The organism is Amphritea balenae, assembly GCF_003858655.1.
GTDB lineage: Bacteria > Pseudomonadota > Gammaproteobacteria > Pseudomonadales > Balneatricaceae > Amphritea > Amphritea balenae.
The window spans coordinates 558,287-576,589 of record NZ_RQXV01000001.1; the positions used below are offsets into that span (position 1 = coordinate 558,287).

Consider the following 18,303-nt stretch of genomic DNA (forward strand, 5'->3'; position numbering starts at 1 on the left):
TCCCCCAATTACATGTTGTTAACTGGGTCAGGCAGAACGTAATAAGTCGCATGACGGTACGGCTTATCATCGCTCGGGTCGTAGAAGCACTCTGCATCGTCTTCCTGAGAAGCACAGATATCATCGGACTTAACAACCCAAATGCTCACGCCTTCAGTACGACGAGTGTAACAGTCGCGGGCATATTCCAATGCCTGCTCATGGTCTTCAGCGTGCAGGCTACCAATGTGCTTGTGGTCCAGGCCACGCTTGGAACGTACAAATACTTCAAACAGTTCCAGTTTTTCAGTGATGTTTGTCATTTCAGATACCCCTTATGCCGCGTTCTGTGCTTTCTTGGCACGCTTCTTATCGTTATATGCTGTGATCGCATCACGTACCCACTCACCTTCTTCGTGAGCGGCTACATGGTGCTCGATACGCTGACGGTTACAGTGACCGTTACCGTTGATAACGCTCCAGAACTCATCCCAGTTCAGATCGCTGCTATCGTAGTGACCGCGCTCTTCGTTCCACTTAATAGCCTTGTCAGGATGTTCCAGACCCAGCACTTCAATCTGCTTAACAGTCTGGTCAACAAACTTCTGACGCAGGTCATCGTTAGTTTCACGCTTGATCTTCCACTCCATCGACTTCTGCGAGTGCGCAGACTCAGAATCGTGTGGACCAAACATCATCAGCGCAGGCCAGTAAAAACGGTTCAGTGCATCCTGAGCCATCTCTTTTTGTCCTGGAGAACCTTTAGCCAATTCCAGAATCGCTTCATAACCCTGACGCTGATGGAAAGATTCTTCCTTACAGATACGGATCATGCCACGGGAATACGGACCGTAAGAGGTACGCTGTAGAGATACCTGGTTAACAATCGCTGCGCCGTCTACCAACCAACCGATCGCACCCACATCCGCCCAGGTCAGGGTCGGGTAGTTGAAGATTGAAGAGTACTTAGCAACACCACTTTGTAGCTGTTCAATCATCTCAGAACGAGAGATACCCAGCGTTTCACAAGCACTGTAAAGATACAGACCGTGACCCGCCTCATCCTGAACCTTAGATAGCAGAACTACCTTACGACGCAGTGAAGGTGCACGGGTGATCCAGTTACCTTCCGGCTGCATACCGATTACTTCGGAGTGAGCATGCTGGGAGATCTGACGGATCAGATTTTTACGATAAGCTTCAGGCATCCAGTCTTTAGGCTCGATCTTCTCTTCGGCCTGAATCTTGCGCATGAAGTTTTCTTCTTGAGGTGCTGTCATTTCAATCGCCTCTATATTTTTTATGTCACGCATCCGACTGAATTTAATGTCAGTCGTCGCGATCGTTCTTTCAATTGGTAGCCTGTAAAGAAGCCGCCAACTATCAGTAATTAACCTTTAGGGCGATTATCAAATACCCGTTTGGCTTTGCCTTCTGAACGAGGAATCCCACCCATTGGCAGAATCTCAATCTTCGTGGAGATACCCACAACCGATTTAATGTGATGAGACAGCTCTTTAGCCGCCTGATCCTGATTTGCAGAAGCGGCTTCAGGCGCCAGCTCAACTTTAACCAGTACCGTATCCAGGTTGCCCTGCTTACCCACTACGATCTCGTAATGAGGCGCCAGCGCAGCAATCTTCAGAATCTGTTCTTCGATCTGAGTCGGGAACACGTTAACACCACGAATGATCATCATGTCGTCAGAACGGCCGGTAATCTTATCGATACGGCGCATCGGACGAGCAGTACCTGGTAACAGGCGAGTCAGGTCGCGGGTACGGTAACGAATAATTGGCAGTGCTTCTTTGGTCAGTGAGGTAAATACCAGCTCACCGTATTCGCCGTCCGGCAATACTGCACCGGTATTCGGATCAATGATCTCAGGGTAGAAATGGTCTTCCCAGATAGTCGGGCCATCTTTGGTTTCGATACACTCCATCGCTACACCCGGCCCCATTACTTCAGACAGACCGTAGATATCAACCGCATCAATACCCAGACGATTCTCGATGTTCTTACGCATCTCGTCAGTCCATGGCTCGGCACCGAAGATACCCAGACGCAGTGCCGTATCACGTGGATCCAGACCCTGACGGTCCATCTCATCGATGATATTAAGCATGTAAGACGGCGTCACCATGATGATGTCAGGATCAAAATCACGCATCAGCTGAACCTGCTTCTCAGTCTGACCACCGGACATCGGAATAACCGTACAACCCAGACGCTCTGCACCGTAGTGAGCACCCATACCACCCGTAAACAGGCCGTAACCGTAAGAGATATGAACCTTGTCACCGTAGTGACCGCCAGCAGCACGAATGGAACGCGCAACAATGTCCGCCCAGGTATTAATATCGTTCTGGGTGTAACCTACTACCGTTGGCTTACCGGTCGTACCGGAAGAAGCATGTATACGTACCACTTCATTCATCGGCGTCGCGAATGAATCAAACGGATAGGTATCACGCAGGTAAGATTTAGTGGTAAACGGGAATTTCGCCAGATCATCCAGTGTTTTCAGATCGAACGGGTGAACGTCCTTCTCTTTACACAGGTTTCTGTACGCCGGTACATTGTTATAGGCATGAGCGATACTCCACTGCATACGGTTAAGTTGCAGCTCACGTAGCTCATCAATGCTCGCAGTTTCGATATGATCGAGAGAACCACGAAGTGGCTGGTCATATTGCATAGTTATTCTCGTCCTGTCTTATAGTTCTGTTGAGCGCATCTTTATAGTTATGTCGGTATTCGGGACCGTGATGCGCTTCTTTTACTGCTTGTTCTGTTTGTATGACGTCGAGTGCTCGATATGCGCCGGAATTTTGCTCAGCAGCAAGGCAAAAACCTGGGTCATGAGGGAGTTGATAACTATCAATGACCGATTGAACAGGTTTTTAACGCCGCAGCTGAGTAAAAGAACCAGCATATCCAGTGCTCGTCAGACCCGTTCGATGATCAGTGCAATACCCTGACCCACACCAATACACATAGTGCACAGTGCATAACGGCCACCGGTACGGTGCAACTGATACATCGCTGTGGTTACCAAACGCGCACCACTGGCACCCAGAGGGTGACCCAGTGAGATCGCACCACCGTTTGGATTCACATTTTCTGCATCATCTGGCAGTCCCAGATCACGCATTACCGCCAGACCCTGAGAGGCAAACGCTTCGTTCAATTCGATAACGTCCATCTGATCCAGAGTCAGACCGGTTTTTTGCAATACTTTTTGCGTAGCTGGCGCAGGACCGAAGCCCATGATGCGCGGTTCCAGACCGGCAGTCGCCATACCAACAACCCGTGCTTTAGGTGTCAGACCGTGCTTTTCAGCCGCTTCTTTAGACGCGATCAGTAGCGCACAGGCACCATCATTTACACCGGATGCGTTACCCGCAGTAACAGAGCCACCTTCACGGAACGGTGCACGTAACTTACCTAATGCTTCCAGTGTAGTTGAAGCACGTGGATGCTCATCGGTATCGATAACAACCGGATCACCTTTACGCTGAGGAATAACAACCGGCACGATCTCTTCATTAAACAGACCGGCTTCCATCGCTGCAGCAGTCTTCTGCTGGCTACGAAAAGCAAACAGATCCTGGTCTTCACGAGAGATATTGAACTGCTCGGCAACGTTTTCAGCGGTTTCCGGCATGCTATCTACGCCGTATTCAGCTTTCATCTTCTTATTAATGAAGCGCCAGCCGATCGTAGTGTCATACAGTCCATTCGGGTTACGGCTGAAAGCTGACTCTGATTTACCCATAACAAAAGGTGCACGTGACATAGACTCACAACCACCGGCAATCATCAGATCGGTTTCACCGGATTTAATCGCACGGGATGCATAGCCGATGGCATCGATACCTGAGCCACACAGACGGTTGATCGTGGTACCCGGAACATCGGTCGGCAAACCTGCCAGCAGAGCAGACATGCGCGCCACGTTACGGTTATCTTCACCGGCCTGGTTAGCGTTGCCGTAAATGATGTCTTCTACCTGAGTCCAGTCTACCTGTGGGTTACGATCCATCAGCGCCTTAATAGGCACCGCACCCAGATCGTCAGCCCGAACTGGAGCAAGACCACCCGCGTAACGACCAAAAGGTGTACGGATAGCATCGCAGATAAAGGCGTCTGTCATTGTCATTTCCTCGTTTTAACATTCAGGGATCTAACGCCCCTGTACAGGTAAAGATGAAAACCAAATAGTTACAGCTGACTCAGTTTTCAAGATAGAATATATATTACACAATTATTGATGAAGATCAATTTTATTGTATCACTTTATTTCATTAAACTTTGGTCTACATTTCCATAAACTCAGCGTTCACAAGGCTTAAGCCCATAATCAATGTAACATCATTATTTTGATTATTTTTCATGTTGTATCACTAAAATCTCAATTATTGAGGTCAAAACAGTATAGACCTTCTTTAAAATTCGGTTCAAAGTTGTAAAACCTTGTAAATATTATGTAAACAACGCTTGCCAAGCGACCCGACAAGGCACTAGTTTTAACATCAGGAAGTTGTACTCAAAGGACAATAAAAATAATCAGCAGCTGCGGTTTTCCGCACTCAGGTATACAACCCTTATGAACCCCGAAGCCCGAATTCTTGTAGTCGATGATGAAGAACTGACCCGGCACTGTCTTAGCAGCTATTTTGAAGAAGAAGGCTATAGCGTCTTTACCGCCGATACCGCAGAGCAGGCCGAAGCCATTCTGCGCAGCGAAGCGATCGATGTGATTTTGCTGGATATTCGCTTACCCGGCAAAGATGGGCTGACCCTGACACGGGAGCTACGGGTTAATAATGAAGTGGGCATCATTCTGGTCACCGGCCGACAGGACGAAGTTGACCGTTTAATCGGCCTGGAATGTGGTGCCGATGAATATGTAACTAAACCATTCAATCCCCGTGAGATACTTGCCCGCACTAAAAACCTGATCCGGCGGGTACGCCACTGTACCGATCAAAAGCCTACCGACTCCCTGCCCCATAGCTTTAAAACCTTTGAACGCTGGAAGCTGAACCTGGACCGCCGTCAGCTAATAGATGAACAGCAACAAAGCATTCAACTGACTGAAGGTGAGTTTCAGCTACTCAACACCCTGATGATTAATGCCGGCAGAGTTATGAGCAGAGAGCAGATTCTGGAACAGATTCGAAACCGTGAATGGGTGCCCAGTGACCGTACCGTCGATGTCCTGATTGGCCGACTGCGCCGCAAACTTAATGATGATCCGGCTAACCCTAAAACAATACTCACCGTGCACGGCGCCGGTTATCTCTTTACCCCCAAACCGGTAGACATGCCATGATCCGGACCGGGGTAGCATTACTGATCAGTTTACTGACCTTGCTACCCACTACCAGCTTCAGCCGCACCCTGAAAGCTTGCGGCCACCCATTTTACCCGCCGGTCTCCTGGGTGAGTAACCAGCAACTGACAGGACTCGCGCCAGCCGTCACCCAACAGCTATTTGCTGAACTGGGTTACAGTATAAAACTCCGGGCCGGTTATAACTGGAAACGCTGCCTGCTCGAAGTACAGCAGGGTAACGCTGACATAGTGGTCGCCGCTTACCGAATCCCCAGTCGGGAGTCCTATCTATGGTTCAGCAGTCAGCCTGTCATCGCTGATCCGGTGACAGTTTTCGTCAATCGGGATAAACCAATCCCTTTTAAAACGCTGAACGATCTGCAGGGTAAAGTGGCCGGCCTTCTTTTAGGTGACAGCTTTGGCGAAAGCTTCGATCAGTTTCTATTACAGAATAACCGTATTGAATACGTCTCCCGTAACCGACAAAATTTTGAAAAACTGGCTAATCAAAAGATCGACTTTATGCCGGTAGGTCTACTCAGTGGGCGCCTACAAAGCCGAAAGCTGGGGTTTCATGAGCAGGTAAAACCGCTGAACTACAGAGTCAGCACTGAATTTTATTTTCTTGCGGTGGGCCGACATAGCGGCTTACAACAGCACCTGCCCTTTATAAACCGCCGCCTGCAAGAGATGCATCAGAATGGCACTATTAGTCAGTTAACAAACCACTATAGTTTGCTATATCTCGACCAGACACCGGTGGAGCCCAAGCAATGAAACAGCCTAAAGGTCTGCTATCGAAAATCACCCGTTACTCAAGTGAACACCCCCTTGGTTTTCGAATTATGGTGTATGTCTGTGGCTGTAGTTTCCTGTTCATCCTGTTCTCTACTGCGCTGCAATTAACGCTGGATTATCGGCGGGAGTTTCGGGCCATTGATCAACAGGTCGAACTGGTTCGCAGCAGCTACCTGGCCAGTCTGGCTAAAAGCCTCTGGGATGTTGATCAGGCACAGATCGAACTACAACTAAAAGGCATACACAACTTGCCTGATGTCAGCTATCTGGTACTAAAAAACGCTGACACCGGTGAAACCTCAGTAGAGGGGGAATTAAATTCGTTTCCAGACAACCCTTTGCAAAGCCATAGCTTTAATCTGATTCACACAACACCGGAACAACAACGCAATCTGGGACAACTGGAGGTCAACTTCGATCTCAAAGCGGTTTATCAACGCATCTGGAGCCGGGGCTTTAGCATTCTGCTCACTCAGACGCTGTTAGTGGTACTGATTGTTCTGGTCATACTGATCATCTTTCAGCGTAAAATTACCCGCCATCTGGAAGCGATGGCCAACTACAGCCGGGATATCGGCGCCGGCCAGCTGGAACACAGCCTGACCCTGAATCGTCAACCACCGAAAAACAGTGATGAACTGGATCAGTTAGTGACAGCGCTGAACGATATGCGCCAGTCAATTCGTCAGGAAATCCGTCGACGGGAACAGGAACAGGAGGAGTTACGCTATAACAGAGATCAATTACAAACGATGGTCGAACGCCGCACCGCCAGCCTGTTGCAAGCTAAAGATGCGGCAGAGGAAGCCAGTAATGCCAAATCACGTTTCTTGTCGACTATGAGCCACGAGATCCGAACCCCGATGAACGGTATGCTGGGAATGATCCAATTGTTGGAAAACTCACAACTGGACAGCCGCCAGCGACAGCATATTCAGGTGTTGCACGACTCTACCAATGCTTTACTGGAAACCTTTAACAACGTGCTGGAATATGGTCGTCTGGTTGAAGGTGCTTACAGCATTAGTCCGACCCGGTTTTCACTTAAAAACCTGCTGCACAATCTCACCGCCCTGTTAACACCTGAGGCCAATCGTAAGCAACTGAACCTCCAACTCCACTACAGCGCTGATGTAGCAGATCTGTTTCATACCGAGGAGAGTAGCCTGCGCCAGATCATCACCAACCTGCTAAGTAATGCGATTAAATTTACCGACCAGGGTGATGTAAAACTAAGCGTAGAGTTGCTAGCGCAGAGTGCAGACACACAAAAGCTCAGATTCAGTATCAGTGACTCCGGTATCGGTATAGAACCGGAACTACAGCAGCATATCTTCGATCGTTTCACTCAGGCTGACGAAACGATTACCCGCCGCTTTGGTGGTACCGGGCTGGGGCTGGCTATCTGTAAAGAACTCGCAGAACATCTGGACGGCCAGATCGGCGTCACCAGTCAACCAGGCACAGGCAGTATTTTCTGGCTGGAACTTAATCTGCCGCTGGCCGATCCAGCCACGACCGCTGAGACACCAGTATCGCTTCAACACAGCAGATGCCAGCAGATCCTGTTAGTAGAGGATGTCGAAATCAATCAACAGGTTGTACTGGGCCTGCTCGAAGAACAACAGCATCAGGTGACTATAGCCGGAGATGGTATAAAAGCACTAAAACTGGGTCGGGAACAACACTTCGATCTGATTCTGATGGATATGCACTTGCCAGGATTAAGCGGCCTGGAAGTCAGTGCCCGACTCAATAATGATCCGGACTGTATCAATCACAACACCCGGATTATCGCTCTCACCGCCAGTGTACGGCCAGAAGACATACACAACTATCTCGAAGCGGGTATCAGTAGCGTAATCGCCAAACCCGTACATAAAGAACAACTACTGCAGGCCATTGCCGGAATTACCAACATAGCTCAGCCAGATACACCCCAGTCTCAGCTTGATGCCGATTCACCTTTGCTTGATCAGGCTATCATCAGGGTACATCAACAGATGCTTGGTTCAGAAAAGCTGGCAACACTGATGCAAGGGTTCTGTAAAGTACATGATGAACTCTGGCCGGTATTACAGCAAAGTATCCAGGCAACCGATGACTATGAAATATCGCAACAAGCACACAAACTGGCGGGGGCTTGTGACACTATCGGTTTCACTCAGGCCAGCCATCTGCTGCGCCAGCTTGAACAACAAGCGGATAACAGCGAAACGCCCCAATATGAGTTCTTACAGACTCTACAACAGGTAATGGCTGAATCCCTTTCGCTGGCCAGACAATGGAAAAGTTAAGCTGAAGATCTTGCCAGTAAGTCCTGCCTGCCTGCGCTTCTTTCACTCTCATTGCCGGCTTCGGGCTAAACTTTCCAGCTAAACTTTCGAGCTAAACTATAAGTAGAGCGATAACTAAGCTTGAATGAAGGACCTGCTGATGAAAAAAATGACCGTTCAACAGCTGCTAAAGCAACATGACCTGCACTCTTTTACAGATGCATCGGTGTTTGGCGCACTCCCTGAATCCGCCATCAACTGGTTATTGGAACAAGGAGTTATACGTGAATACGAAAAAGGGGAACGGTTATTTGACCGACAACAGCCGGGAGACAGCTTCCATATTATTCTGGTCGGCCAGGTTGGATACTATAAATACCACGATGGTCGATACGCCTATATCCGGGACTTCAAACAAGGTGAACAAATAGGTTTCGTCAGCCTGATCGCTCTGCACGACCGGGCTGGCCGGGCAGAAGCAGACAGAGCAACAGTTTCACTGGAAATTAACAGTCGGGTTTACCACGACTTTCACCACCAATACCCTCTCGAATTCGGTATTCTGATGATGAACCTGGCCCGGGAAATGGCCCGGACGCTACGCAATGTTAATAACCTGCTGGTTGAAAAATCCTGAACTTAAAACCGATCTAACAGTGCTGGCTTAAAGACGTTATTCTTGGCACAAAGTATTTACCTAAAAGACTCAGGCTATATCGTATTCAGTTATCTTCTCTTTCTCTAACAGTTCAGCAATAGCATCAGCGCTGACCGGTCGACTGAAAAGATAACCCTGAGCTGTTTCACAACACATCTTTTCCAGCATGCCTAACTGCTCAGGGGTTTCAATACCCTCGGCAATAATTTCATGCCCCAGGTTATGCCCCATTTCAATCATTGAGCCTACTAAGAGTTCTGACTTTCTATCATTCAACATATCATCGATGAAGTACTTATCGATCTTCAGGTAATCAACATTGAGATGTTTTAAAGAAGCAAAAGAGGAATAACCTGTGCCAAAATCATCTATTGCCAGTAAAACACCCAGTTCTTTTAGGCCACGAAACACAGACAGATTTTGCTGACTGGTTTGGACAACACTCTCAGTGACTTCTAACTCCAGTTCAGAGGCGACCATACCGCTCTCTTTCAGAACTTTCTGGATCAAAGGAATTAGATCGCTATCGAGGAAATGACTTGGCGAGATATTGACCGCCATACGAACAACAGGCAAACCTGAACGCTTCCAGGAAACAGCCTGATTACAGGCTGTTTTCAACACCCACTCGGTTAACGGCTTTATCATCCCGATTCTTTCAGCGGTACCTATAAAATCGATTGGGGAGACCTGCCCTAATTGCGGATGATGCCAGCGGGACAACGCTTCAACCCCCGTAATAACGCCACTATTGATATCGACCTGAGGCTGATAGACCAGTGTTAACTGAAAATTTTCAATCGCTTCCCGCAAATATTGCTCTACTTTGAAGCGGTAATCCGCTTTATCAGACAGATCCTTCTGATAAAAAGCGTAGCAATACTTACCCAGATCTTTCGCTGCATACAACGCTGTATCAGCTGCTTTTAATAACGCCTGAAGGTCTGTCCCATCATCCGGATAGCACGCAATACCGATACTGCAGGTCGGGATAAATTTGCGGCCAAAAAAATCAGTCGGTTTAGATATGACATCAAGGCAACGCTGCGCAACACTGACAATATGCGAACTATCATTTGTATCCTTAATCAGTACGCAAAACTCGTCTCCCCCCAACCGGGCAATAAAATCAATTTCACCTTTTATCACCTTCAAACGTGAAGCGATCTCTTTGAGTAACAGGTCGCCAATATCATGTCCCAGACTATCGTTCACGCTCTTAAAGTTATCGAGGTCGATATACAGCAGGCTAAACCGGTGGTTTTCCTGTGACGTATTTTGAATAAATTTATCGATATACTGAAACAGATGCGCACGACTCGATAGCCCGGTCAGGTCATCCTTAAAGGCCAGATCCCGTATCCGTTTAAGATTGTGATCCCTCTCCATTATGACACTCGCCAATCGCGCTGCAGACGTCAGATCAAGGGATTCATCTTCGTTAGGGCTTGCAGGATGATCATAGTACATACCAAAAGCACCAAGCACTTTTCCGGATGCACTTTTGATCGGTTCAGACCAGCAGCAACGCATACCAAAAGGCATAGCAACCTGCTTCAGGTTTTCCCATTTTGGATCGGTTTCAATATTTTCGACAATGACCCGCTTACCGGTATATGTTGAGGCTCCGCATGAACCGATCTCCGGTCCATTTTTTAATCCATGAACAGCATCACAATAAGCTTTAGGCATACTTGGCGCCCCACCATGAAGCAACGTATCACCTTCCAGCTCAAGCATAGAACAACGCATTCCTGGGTGACGTTCCTCATATAAGTGGGCAATTTCATCATAGATCTCTGAGGCGGGGTTACCTTTAGCGATCATTTCCAGAATTTTGGCATTACGCTCGGCAAACAGCTCATCTCTTTTCCGCTGGGTAATATCAACATGAGTGCCAATCAAACGATAGGATTGGCTACCGCAATCCTTACGAACCTTGAAGGCGCGTGATCGGATAAAGAGATGATAGCCATCTTTATGCCGCATACGCATCTCTACTTCAAATGCGTCTCGCTTGCCGGACAGATAATCCTTGGCTGCGTTAAGTACAAATTCTTTATCATCAGCATGAACTGTTTTTGCCCAGGTACTCAGATCGTTAGGCAATTCAGCATCATCATAGCCCAGCATGCTCTTCCAGCGAGGCGAGTAATAGACCTCATCGGTATCCAGATCCCAGTCCCACAGACCATCACTGGCGACACGCATAGCCTCGGCAAAACGCTCCTCACTATTGAACAGCTCGGCAGTCTGTTCCTCTTTATTCTGATGTACAGAAGCCAGCTCAGAGCGTAACTGCCTTATCTCTTCATGTAACTCAGATTCGGACCTCTTAGGGGTACCCATCACAACTCCAGGTGCAACATGAACATTCGAGCCTAACAGCTGATTAACTTTCCATCAAAACAAGTAAACAAATGAAACAGTCACTCAATTTATAATGTAACCAGCTGTTTCATATACAAAATATTAGATTAACTATCATCTGAGCCCAAACATTTGCATAGCCGAATTTACGCAAAATGAGTAACATTCGGGCGCTCTAAAGGATAATTTCCCTTTATATTGCCCTCCAGATATCTAATAGGCAGAGTCAGGAAGTATTTCGAGAGTAGAGCTTAGCTCCTCAGGCGTGCATCACAGCGCCATAGATAGCATGGTCATGGCCACTCAGATAGGCCCAGAAACGATCGCCATAGGAGAAGTGCCACCACTCCTGCGGATAATTAACAAACCCCGCCCGGGTCATCACATCTACCAGTAATTGACGATTGCTGACAGCTTCATCACTGAGCCCCGGCGCATGGGTCAGACACAGGTCAGGATCAACTTCGGTCCAGCGGTATATATCCATACCAAAATCCAATGCCTGCCCGTTCTCATCTAACAACAGCAGGTCGACAGCAGCACCAGTATTATGTGGGGGGATATTCAGAGTTCCGTCAGGATAAGCAACGGCCGAAACCATGCGGGTGGCCTCAGTAAAGCAGTCTGCATCAGAGATATCTGATTGCCGCTTACGCACCCTTTCCAGCTCATCAGCAAACAACATCTCCTGCACCTTGAGGCTACGATAGGCTTCATAGAGTTGCATACTGATACCTTCAGGTAACAACGCCTGAGCTTGTAGTAAGCGCTGATAGATCCCCTGTCGCATAAAGGTGTAGTCTGCAGCCGTCGCCGGACTTTCCGGCGGTGGACCAAATTTAAGGCTACCCAGGCTACGAATATCAACCAAAGCTTCACCGCATTCTTGTACGGAAACCGCAAGCACTTCAGGTGATGAAGGTGTTAATCGTTCTATCACAGTCCGTTATCCCTTACTTAAAAAAGGCCCTACGGTTTTACCTTAGGGCCTTTTCAGCATTGCAGCAATCAGATATCACATATTCATCCGCTTTAACCGAAGAACATCTCCGGCAGGAATAACGATACCTGCGGAATATAAGTGGTAATGATCAGTGTTGGAATCCAGGCAAACAGAATCATGATCAGGGTGGGCTTAAGCATCGCACTTACCCTCACACCGGTTACCCTCGAGCCCAGATAAAGCAAGGGGGCTGTCGGTGGTGTGATATTACCCATACCCAGGTTAACTCCGACAATGGCAGCAAACTGAATCGGATCAACACCCAACTCCACCACAATCGGGAATAACAGAGGTGACGCTAGCAGTACACCACTAACATCGTCCATTAACATACCGATCAGGATCATCACGACATTGATCATAATCAGCACCACAATAGGATTTTCAGATACTGAGAAGATCAGATCTTTGGCCAGATCAGGGATATCTTCAAAAATCAGCAGGCGACTCACAATCATCACCATAAAGAACATCACCATTACAACACCGGTGGTGGTCGCAGACTGTACTAATGCTTCTTTAAAGTTAGCAACGTTCAAACCTTTATAGATAAAGAAGCCAACCGGAATGGCATAGACCACCGCAATACCTGCTGCTTCTGTCGGGGTCATAATACCGCCATAGATACCCCCCAGAATCATGAAAGGCATTAACAGAGCAGGAAACGCAAAACGCCCCTTCTTAGCGACTTCTTTACCGAAGTTATCCGATTTTGGCAGCACTTTAATATTGTTATATTTACGTAACATCACGTAATTAACGATACATAGTAAGGTCACCAGAATCAGGCCAGGCACGATCGTCGCCAGAAAGCACTTGAGCACCGACTGCCGGGTTACCCAGGCATAGATAATCTGAATCGCACTGGGGGGAATCAACAACCCCAATGGTGCAGCGTTAGTAATCAGCGCAGCGGACAGTCCTTCCGGATAGTTTGCTTTGCGAAGTTGCGGCATCATAATGCTGCCGATACAGGTCAGGGTTGCTGTCGCACTGCCAGCAATCGAACCAAAGATAGCACTGGCGCCCACCGCTGTATAAGCAATACCGCCTTTAAACCGGCCAACAAAAAGCTCAGCAAGATCAACAAGAGGCTCAGCTATCTTGCCTCGTTCCATAATAGTTCCGGCCATAATAAACAGCGGAATAGCCATCAGGACCAGTACATTCATGCGCCAGTGGCCAGACGTCAGAAAACCCGCCGGCTCATGATCACCGGTAAGCGACATATAGATTAGTGCCAGACCGAAGGCGAAAGGTACCGGAATACCCACCACCAGCGCGACACAGATCACCAGAAGTGTCAGTAAAATTAACATAAGGAATACCTAAATCAGATATGTGGTGGCGCTTCGTCAGATTCCCATTCTTCCGTGGGGCCATCACGCAGACCGCTCCAAAGATGCAATGAGGTGTAAAACGTCATCAGGACAAAACCCAGAAAGATGCCTAGCTTAGGAATGACAAATGGCAATTCCAGTCCGGTGGTACGTTGCCAGTCCGGATAGGCACTGATCTCTTCCCACAACATCAGCCAGCCCCAGTAACTCAGAACCATACCGATAATGATTTCCAGGAAGATCGTACAATTCACAACGATCCATTTGGTACGAACACTATCAATAAGCGATAACAGAAAATCAGCTTTCACATGGGTGTTTTCATAACTACCCATTGCCCCGCCCAGGAAATAAACCCAGAACGCGATCATTAATACCCACTCTTCGTAGGCAAACAGGTCAGCCTGAAACCAGTAACGCAGGATAACCACAAAGAAAAACACAAATGCCATTATCAGGCTGGCAATCGCCAATATATATTCTTTGCTACGTAACAGAATATTTACCAGCGAGCCCAAAGGGCGCGGTATATTCAGATGCATAGAGCTACACTCTTATTTTATTAAGACACCGACACCTTATAAAATGAAATAGCACCAATCATAAGATTAAAAATCTATTATCATTTAATAAAATTTCGATTAAAAAACTCCCCACCACTTAGCGATGGGGAGAGACGCTATTACAGATCAGCAATAACTTTTTCCAGGATATCTTTACCCAGACGTTCTTCCAGCTTAGGCCAGGTTTTCGCCCGTACTTCCTTAGCAATAGCGCTGCGTTCTGCGTCGGTCAGCGGCAGGATTTTCACACCAAATTCTTCTAGCTTCTTCAGGTTGGCAGCGTCGTTCTCACGGCTCCAGTCAACAAAACCAGCCGCTGCTTTAGCAAACACCTCAGCAATAACTTTACGCTGCTCTTCGTTTAGCTTCTTCTCCCAGGTTTTCTTGCTGGCATAGTAAGCGTAGTTTTCAACAAACGCGTTGTAAGGAACATAGTTCTTAATGGCTTCTTTGAAGGTTGTATAAGCCGCTTCCGGTGTAGCACCGATCATACCGTCGACTACACCCTGCTGGATCGCCGGGAAAGCATCACCCCAGTCAATTGTCGTCGTGTTGTAACCCATATCCTGGGTGGCAAGCTTAGCTGACTGCGCACTCCATACACGGATATTCTGACCTTTAGAGCCGGTAGTCTGATAATTTTCCGGCATTGAAGAAGACATAACACCGATAAAGCCTTCAGCTGTAACACCCAGCAATTTCAGGCCCATCTTATCCATACGCTGATCGAAGATACCGTAGAAATTTGAGCCCGGGCTGAACACTTTCTCCATCTCATCGTAGTTTGATACCAGGTATGGTAGCGAGTTAATTTCCAATACCGGGTCTTTATGGCTGTATACAAAAGAGTGAACGATATCGATGCTGCCACGTACCGCCTCACCAATCAGTTGTTCACCAGAACCCAGCTGACCTGCAGGATAGAGCTTGATTTTCAAATCTACACCCGCACCTTCCAGATCAGTTTTGATCTGACGTAGTACTTCAGATGCATACTGATCAGGCGCATGCTGACTTGCAATACGCAGGGTTGTAGCAGCTTCAACAGGCGTCGCCAGTACAGCCCCCAGAACCATGGACGATGCAATTACAGATTTCAGGCTAAAACGACTTTCGATCTTATTCATTGTTGTCTCCGCGTTTTCTTAATAGAAAATTATTTTTATGTTCGCGTGATGTTCATTTGAGATATTCAAAGGCTTTCAAAAACGAACCCTTATTTTTATACAGCGATACTCTTCGATTAAAAACCCTATAAAAAAATAAAAAAACCCGCTGAAATTTATTCATACAATCGAATGTAAACCGCTTAAGACAAAAACCTTATAAAGCTTATTAAAGTCGTTCAGAAATAAAATTTTCGTTGCACAAACATTACAGATGTAAAACCTTTTCAAATAAAAACGGGGGTTAAATGAATGGTCATTAACATCTATTTACAAAGTTTTACATACCAACAACGCATCTCGGATTACTCATTATTAACAGCCAGAAAAACCTGCTATAAAGCATTCACAATAAAAAAGGGCCACACACATGACCTGTATAAAAGAAAAACGAAACTTCAGCACATTAATGCGTGATACCAACAGTCCATTCCTACCCGCCTCAGATAAGAATGAAGTACCGGTAGAGGTAGGCTTTATTTTGCAACAGCACTTCTCTATGACCGCCTTTACAGCAGCAGTAGATACGCTTGTCACTGCGAATCTGGTGCGCACTACCCCTTTGTTTCATTACCAGACCTATGCTGCTGAAACATCTCCGGTGGTAAGTGATCTTGGTATCGAAATCGCTGCCCAGGGAACCCTGAGCGCATTTGAAAACAAGCCTCTGCCCGATCTGCTGATTATTTGTGGAGGCTATCGCTGTTCAACCCAACATCACCCGGAACTCACCCGTATTCTGAAACAGGCAGATAGTCAAAACTTGCTGATTGGCGGACTCTGGAATGGCGCAATCGCTTTAGCCCATGCAGGCTTATTAAATCAACAAAGCTGCGCCTTACACCCGGATAACCATGCCTATATGCGTGAGCAATTTCCCCACGTAAGTGTCAGCGAACAGGTTATTGTAAGCGAAGGTAACCGCCTGACCAGTGCTGGCCCTGTCAGCGCTATGGAGATGATGTTGCAATTGATCAGCCAACTCAGAGGTGCACAAGTCACCCGGGCTATCAGAGAGATACTCAGTTGTGATCAGATATCCGAAGATAGCAATATCCGCATCAGCCAGCCGGGTGATGATCCCTGCCTGCCGCAAAATCTGCGCGATATTCTGGAACTTATGGCCGCTAACATTGAGGAGCCGATCAGCGTAGATGAACTAACAACCTGTATCGGAATATCCCGACGTCAGATAGAGCGTCTGTTTCAGAACCATCTGGATACCTCGCCGGGACGCTATTACCTTGAACTACGCATTACTCATGCACGCAGGTTACTGCTGCAAAGTAACGAATCGATCACCAATATTGCAATTGCCAGCGGCTTTGTCAGCACCAGCCATTTCAGCAACTGTTACAAAGATTATTTTGGTCTTTCACCCAGCCTTGCCAGAGAACAACACCGGAACTAAACAGAGGAGATAAGCTGGTCTAAATCTCTGCTCTGGCTTAATCAGTGAGTACTGCGTCAATTATCAGAGCTGATACAGTACTATTTCACTTATCCAATCATGCACAAATGTTTTAACTTAAACTATTCCTATAGCGTTCCCGGACATGTGTGGGAGAGAATCCAAAGTAATCCTTAAAGCAGTTACTGAAATGGCTCGAGGTTACGAAGCCACAGGCCAACGCTACGTCGGTTACTGAAGCATTGCTTTGTATCAGCAACCGTCGGGCGTGGGTGATACGCAGTTCAAGATAATAACGCCCCGGTGAGGTATCCAGATGATTCTGAAACAGACGTTCAATCTGACGCCGGGAGATACCGATGCAGGCCACCAGATCATCAATACCCAACGGATCTTCAATATTTGAGCGCATCAATTGAATAATATCCTGCAGGTTTTGCGGCATAGCAGGATTATCGGTATTACCGTTTAATTTATTACTACCCTGCTCCGCCACCTGATCACAACTGAGTATCTCCCTGATGGCCCGCATTATATCCCTTCCCTGTAGCCGATCGATCAGTTGTAGCATCATCTCCAAAGCACTGGCAGGACCGGCACTGGTAACAACCTTAGAACCGATCTCCAGAGTATTATCAGTTACTGCAACACTTTGGAATCGCTCTCGCATAAAAGCATGATTGTCAGGATGCAGAGCACAGCGAACGTCATCCATTAGTCCGGCATAGGCCAGAGGAATAGCACCGTTCCAGATTCCGGCAAATATAGTCTCGCTCTTGGCAGCAGACTTCAGGACACTGCTAAGAACACTGTTTTCTGCCATTGAACAGCGGTATCCGCCACAGACAATAAGCAGATCAAAGCCCCCCATAAATGCTGGCTTTATTTCCCCCAAAGCCCCATCAGTTGAGATTTCAATACCCAGATCACTCCTGACTTTATTCGCCTTTATGCCGTAGGTAGAAAAATTAAACAACGGCTCACTATGTACCAGGTTAGCCGTTACCAGAGCATCTACCGCCGCGGTGAATGCCATCATTGAAAAATGTTCCGGCAGTATAAAGCCAACTCGCTTTATGGTCGCAGTTGTCCCGCTATCCGGTAGAAATGCCCGGTTAGTCTCGCGTAACAGCTGACTGAAATGTCTTTTATTATCCAGTTGTACTGGTTTGACGTGATCTGGCAAAACTTTTCGTGCGTCATAGGTATGATCAATATGCTTAAGCATTCTTATTATTCTCCTGATCAGTTCCGTGCAGTTGTTCTCGTTATTAATACAGACGGTGATAAGGGTGAATCATCACAATCAAGCACAGATATAGAATGCTAAAAACTTAGACATCATTAGTCCAAGCAATAGTTTTAATGACATCATTTGCATTACTTATGCTTAAGGGGT

General features: G+C 47.2%; 15 protein-coding genes. 5 read left to right on the forward strand and 10 right to left on the reverse strand.

All coding sequences use genetic code 11. From position 1 onward, the window contains the following. Positions 1 to 8 precede the first annotated feature (8 nt). The 4 genes from paaB to pcaF form a co-directional block, all read right to left on the reverse strand. A complete protein-coding gene (paaB, locus tag EHS89_RS02585) occupies positions 9 to 302 on the reverse strand; it encodes a 1,2-phenylacetyl-CoA epoxidase subunit PaaB (RefSeq protein WP_124924539.1) in 294 nt (97 codons plus the stop codon). 12 nt (positions 303 to 314) lie between these two features. Then, on the reverse strand, positions 315 to 1,259 hold the full coding sequence (paaA, locus tag EHS89_RS02590; protein ID WP_229753492.1) for a 1,2-phenylacetyl-CoA epoxidase subunit PaaA: 945 nt from the start codon (positions 1,257 to 1,259) through the stop codon (positions 315 to 317). 110 nt (positions 1,260 to 1,369) lie between these two features. Beyond that, on the reverse strand, positions 1,370 to 2,677 hold the full coding sequence (gene paaK / locus EHS89_RS02595; RefSeq protein ID WP_124924541.1) for a phenylacetate--CoA ligase PaaK: 1,308 nt from the start codon (positions 2,675 to 2,677) through the stop codon (positions 1,370 to 1,372). 249 nt (positions 2,678 to 2,926) lie between these two features. Further along, positions 2,927 to 4,135, reverse strand: coding sequence for a 3-oxoadipyl-CoA thiolase (gene pcaF, locus EHS89_RS02600; protein ID WP_124924542.1), 1,209 nt, complete (start codon positions 4,133 to 4,135; stop codon positions 2,927 to 2,929). Between the two features lie 453 nt (positions 4,136 to 4,588). On the opposite strand from pcaF, the gene EHS89_RS02605 reads away from it, so the two are divergent. From EHS89_RS02605 to EHS89_RS02620, 4 genes are all read left to right on the forward strand, one after another. Then, complete coding sequence (locus tag EHS89_RS02605; protein WP_124924543.1) at positions 4,589 to 5,317, forward strand: response regulator transcription factor; 729 nt, start codon at positions 4,589 to 4,591, stop codon at positions 5,315 to 5,317. Continuing rightward, positions 5,314 to 6,096: a substrate-binding periplasmic protein gene (locus EHS89_RS02610; RefSeq protein WP_124924544.1), complete on the forward strand. Its 783-nt coding sequence runs from the start codon at positions 5,314 to 5,316 to the stop codon at positions 6,094 to 6,096. Before EHS89_RS02605 ends, EHS89_RS02610 begins: the two co-directional genes overlap by 4 nt. Continuing rightward, positions 6,093 to 8,414 carry an ATP-binding protein gene (locus EHS89_RS02615; protein ID WP_124924545.1) on the forward strand — a complete coding sequence of 774 codons (2,322 nt, stop codon included), beginning with the start codon at positions 6,093 to 6,095 and terminating at the stop codon, positions 8,412 to 8,414. The genes EHS89_RS02610 and EHS89_RS02615 overlap by 4 nt, the downstream gene beginning before the upstream one ends. Before the next feature lie 139 nt (positions 8,415 to 8,553). Next, positions 8,554 to 9,030 (forward strand): Crp/Fnr family transcriptional regulator, encoded by a 477-nt coding sequence (locus EHS89_RS02620; protein WP_229753490.1) that lies wholly within the window; start codon positions 8,554 to 8,556, stop codon positions 9,028 to 9,030. 69 nt (positions 9,031 to 9,099) lie between these two features. Here EHS89_RS02620 and EHS89_RS02625 read toward each other — a convergent pair whose 3' ends face one another. The 5 genes from EHS89_RS02625 to dctP form a co-directional block, all read right to left on the reverse strand. Beyond that, positions 9,100 to 11,400, reverse strand: coding sequence for a bifunctional diguanylate cyclase/phosphodiesterase (locus EHS89_RS02625; protein ID WP_124924546.1), 2,301 nt, complete (start codon positions 11,398 to 11,400; stop codon positions 9,100 to 9,102). Positions 11,401 to 11,680: 280 nt separating this feature from the next. Further along, a complete protein-coding gene (locus EHS89_RS02630; RefSeq protein WP_124924547.1) occupies positions 11,681 to 12,361 on the reverse strand; it encodes a M15 family metallopeptidase in 681 nt (226 codons plus the stop codon). A 92-nt stretch (positions 12,362 to 12,453) separates the two neighbouring features. After that, positions 12,454 to 13,743, reverse strand: a complete 1,290-nt coding sequence (locus EHS89_RS02635; protein WP_124924548.1) for a TRAP transporter large permease — start codon at positions 13,741 to 13,743, stop codon at positions 12,454 to 12,456. Between the two features lie 14 nt (positions 13,744 to 13,757). After that, the gene (locus tag EHS89_RS02640; protein ID WP_124924549.1) at positions 13,758 to 14,306 is read right to left on the reverse strand and encodes a TRAP transporter small permease; all 549 of its coding nucleotides are present in this window, start codon (positions 14,304 to 14,306) and stop codon (positions 13,758 to 13,760) included. Between the two features lie 140 nt (positions 14,307 to 14,446). Continuing rightward, positions 14,447 to 15,454 (reverse strand): TRAP transporter substrate-binding protein DctP, encoded by a 1,008-nt coding sequence (gene dctP, locus EHS89_RS02645; protein WP_124924550.1) that lies wholly within the window; start codon positions 15,452 to 15,454, stop codon positions 14,447 to 14,449. Positions 15,455 to 15,863: 409 nt separating this feature from the next. Here dctP and EHS89_RS02650 point away from each other — a divergent pair, with 409 nt between their 5' ends. Next, on the forward strand, positions 15,864 to 16,904 hold the full coding sequence (locus tag EHS89_RS02650; RefSeq protein ID WP_124924551.1) for a GlxA family transcriptional regulator: 1,041 nt from the start codon (positions 15,864 to 15,866) through the stop codon (positions 16,902 to 16,904). A gap of 112 nt (positions 16,905 to 17,016) precedes the next feature. Here the strand turns inward: EHS89_RS02650 and EHS89_RS02655 are convergent, their stop codons facing one another. Next, positions 17,017 to 18,132, reverse strand: a complete 1,116-nt coding sequence (locus EHS89_RS02655) for a GlxA family transcriptional regulator (protein ID WP_124924552.1) — start codon at positions 18,130 to 18,132, stop codon at positions 17,017 to 17,019. Positions 18,133 to 18,303 lie beyond the last annotated feature (171 nt).

Coding starts and splice junctions, on each gene's coding strand:
- paaB (WP_124924539.1), bottom strand. CDS start 302: ATGACAAACATCACTGAAAAACTGGAACTGTTTGAAGTATTTGTACGT.
- paaA (WP_229753492.1), bottom strand. CDS start 1,259: ATGACAGCACCTCAAGAAGAAAACTTCATGCGCAAGATTCAGGCCGAA.
- paaK (WP_124924541.1), bottom strand. CDS start 2,677: ATGCAATATGACCAGCCACTTCGTGGTTCTCTCGATCATATCGAAACT.
- pcaF (WP_124924542.1), bottom strand. CDS start 4,135: ATGACAGACGCCTTTATCTGCGATGCTATCCGTACACCTTTTGGTCGT.
- EHS89_RS02605 (WP_124924543.1), top strand. CDS start 4,589: ATGAACCCCGAAGCCCGAATTCTTGTAGTCGATGATGAAGAACTGACC.
- EHS89_RS02610 (WP_124924544.1), top strand. CDS start 5,314: ATGATCCGGACCGGGGTAGCATTACTGATCAGTTTACTGACCTTGCTA.
- EHS89_RS02615 (WP_124924545.1), top strand. CDS start 6,093: ATGAAACAGCCTAAAGGTCTGCTATCGAAAATCACCCGTTACTCAAGT.
- EHS89_RS02620 (WP_229753490.1), top strand. CDS start 8,554: ATGAAAAAAATGACCGTTCAACAGCTGCTAAAGCAACATGACCTGCAC.
- EHS89_RS02625 (WP_124924546.1), bottom strand. CDS start 11,400: ATGGGTACCCCTAAGAGGTCCGAATCTGAGTTACATGAAGAGATAAGG.
- EHS89_RS02635 (WP_124924548.1), bottom strand. CDS start 13,743: ATGTTAATTTTACTGACACTTCTGGTGATCTGTGTCGCGCTGGTGGTG.
- EHS89_RS02640 (WP_124924549.1), bottom strand. CDS start 14,306: ATGCATCTGAATATACCGCGCCCTTTGGGCTCGCTGGTAAATATTCTG.
- dctP (WP_124924550.1), bottom strand. CDS start 15,454: ATGAATAAGATCGAAAGTCGTTTTAGCCTGAAATCTGTAATTGCATCG.
- EHS89_RS02650 (WP_124924551.1), top strand. CDS start 15,864: ATGACCTGTATAAAAGAAAAACGAAACTTCAGCACATTAATGCGTGAT.
- EHS89_RS02655 (WP_124924552.1), bottom strand. CDS start 18,132: ATGCTTAAGCATATTGATCATACCTATGACGCACGAAAAGTTTTGCCA.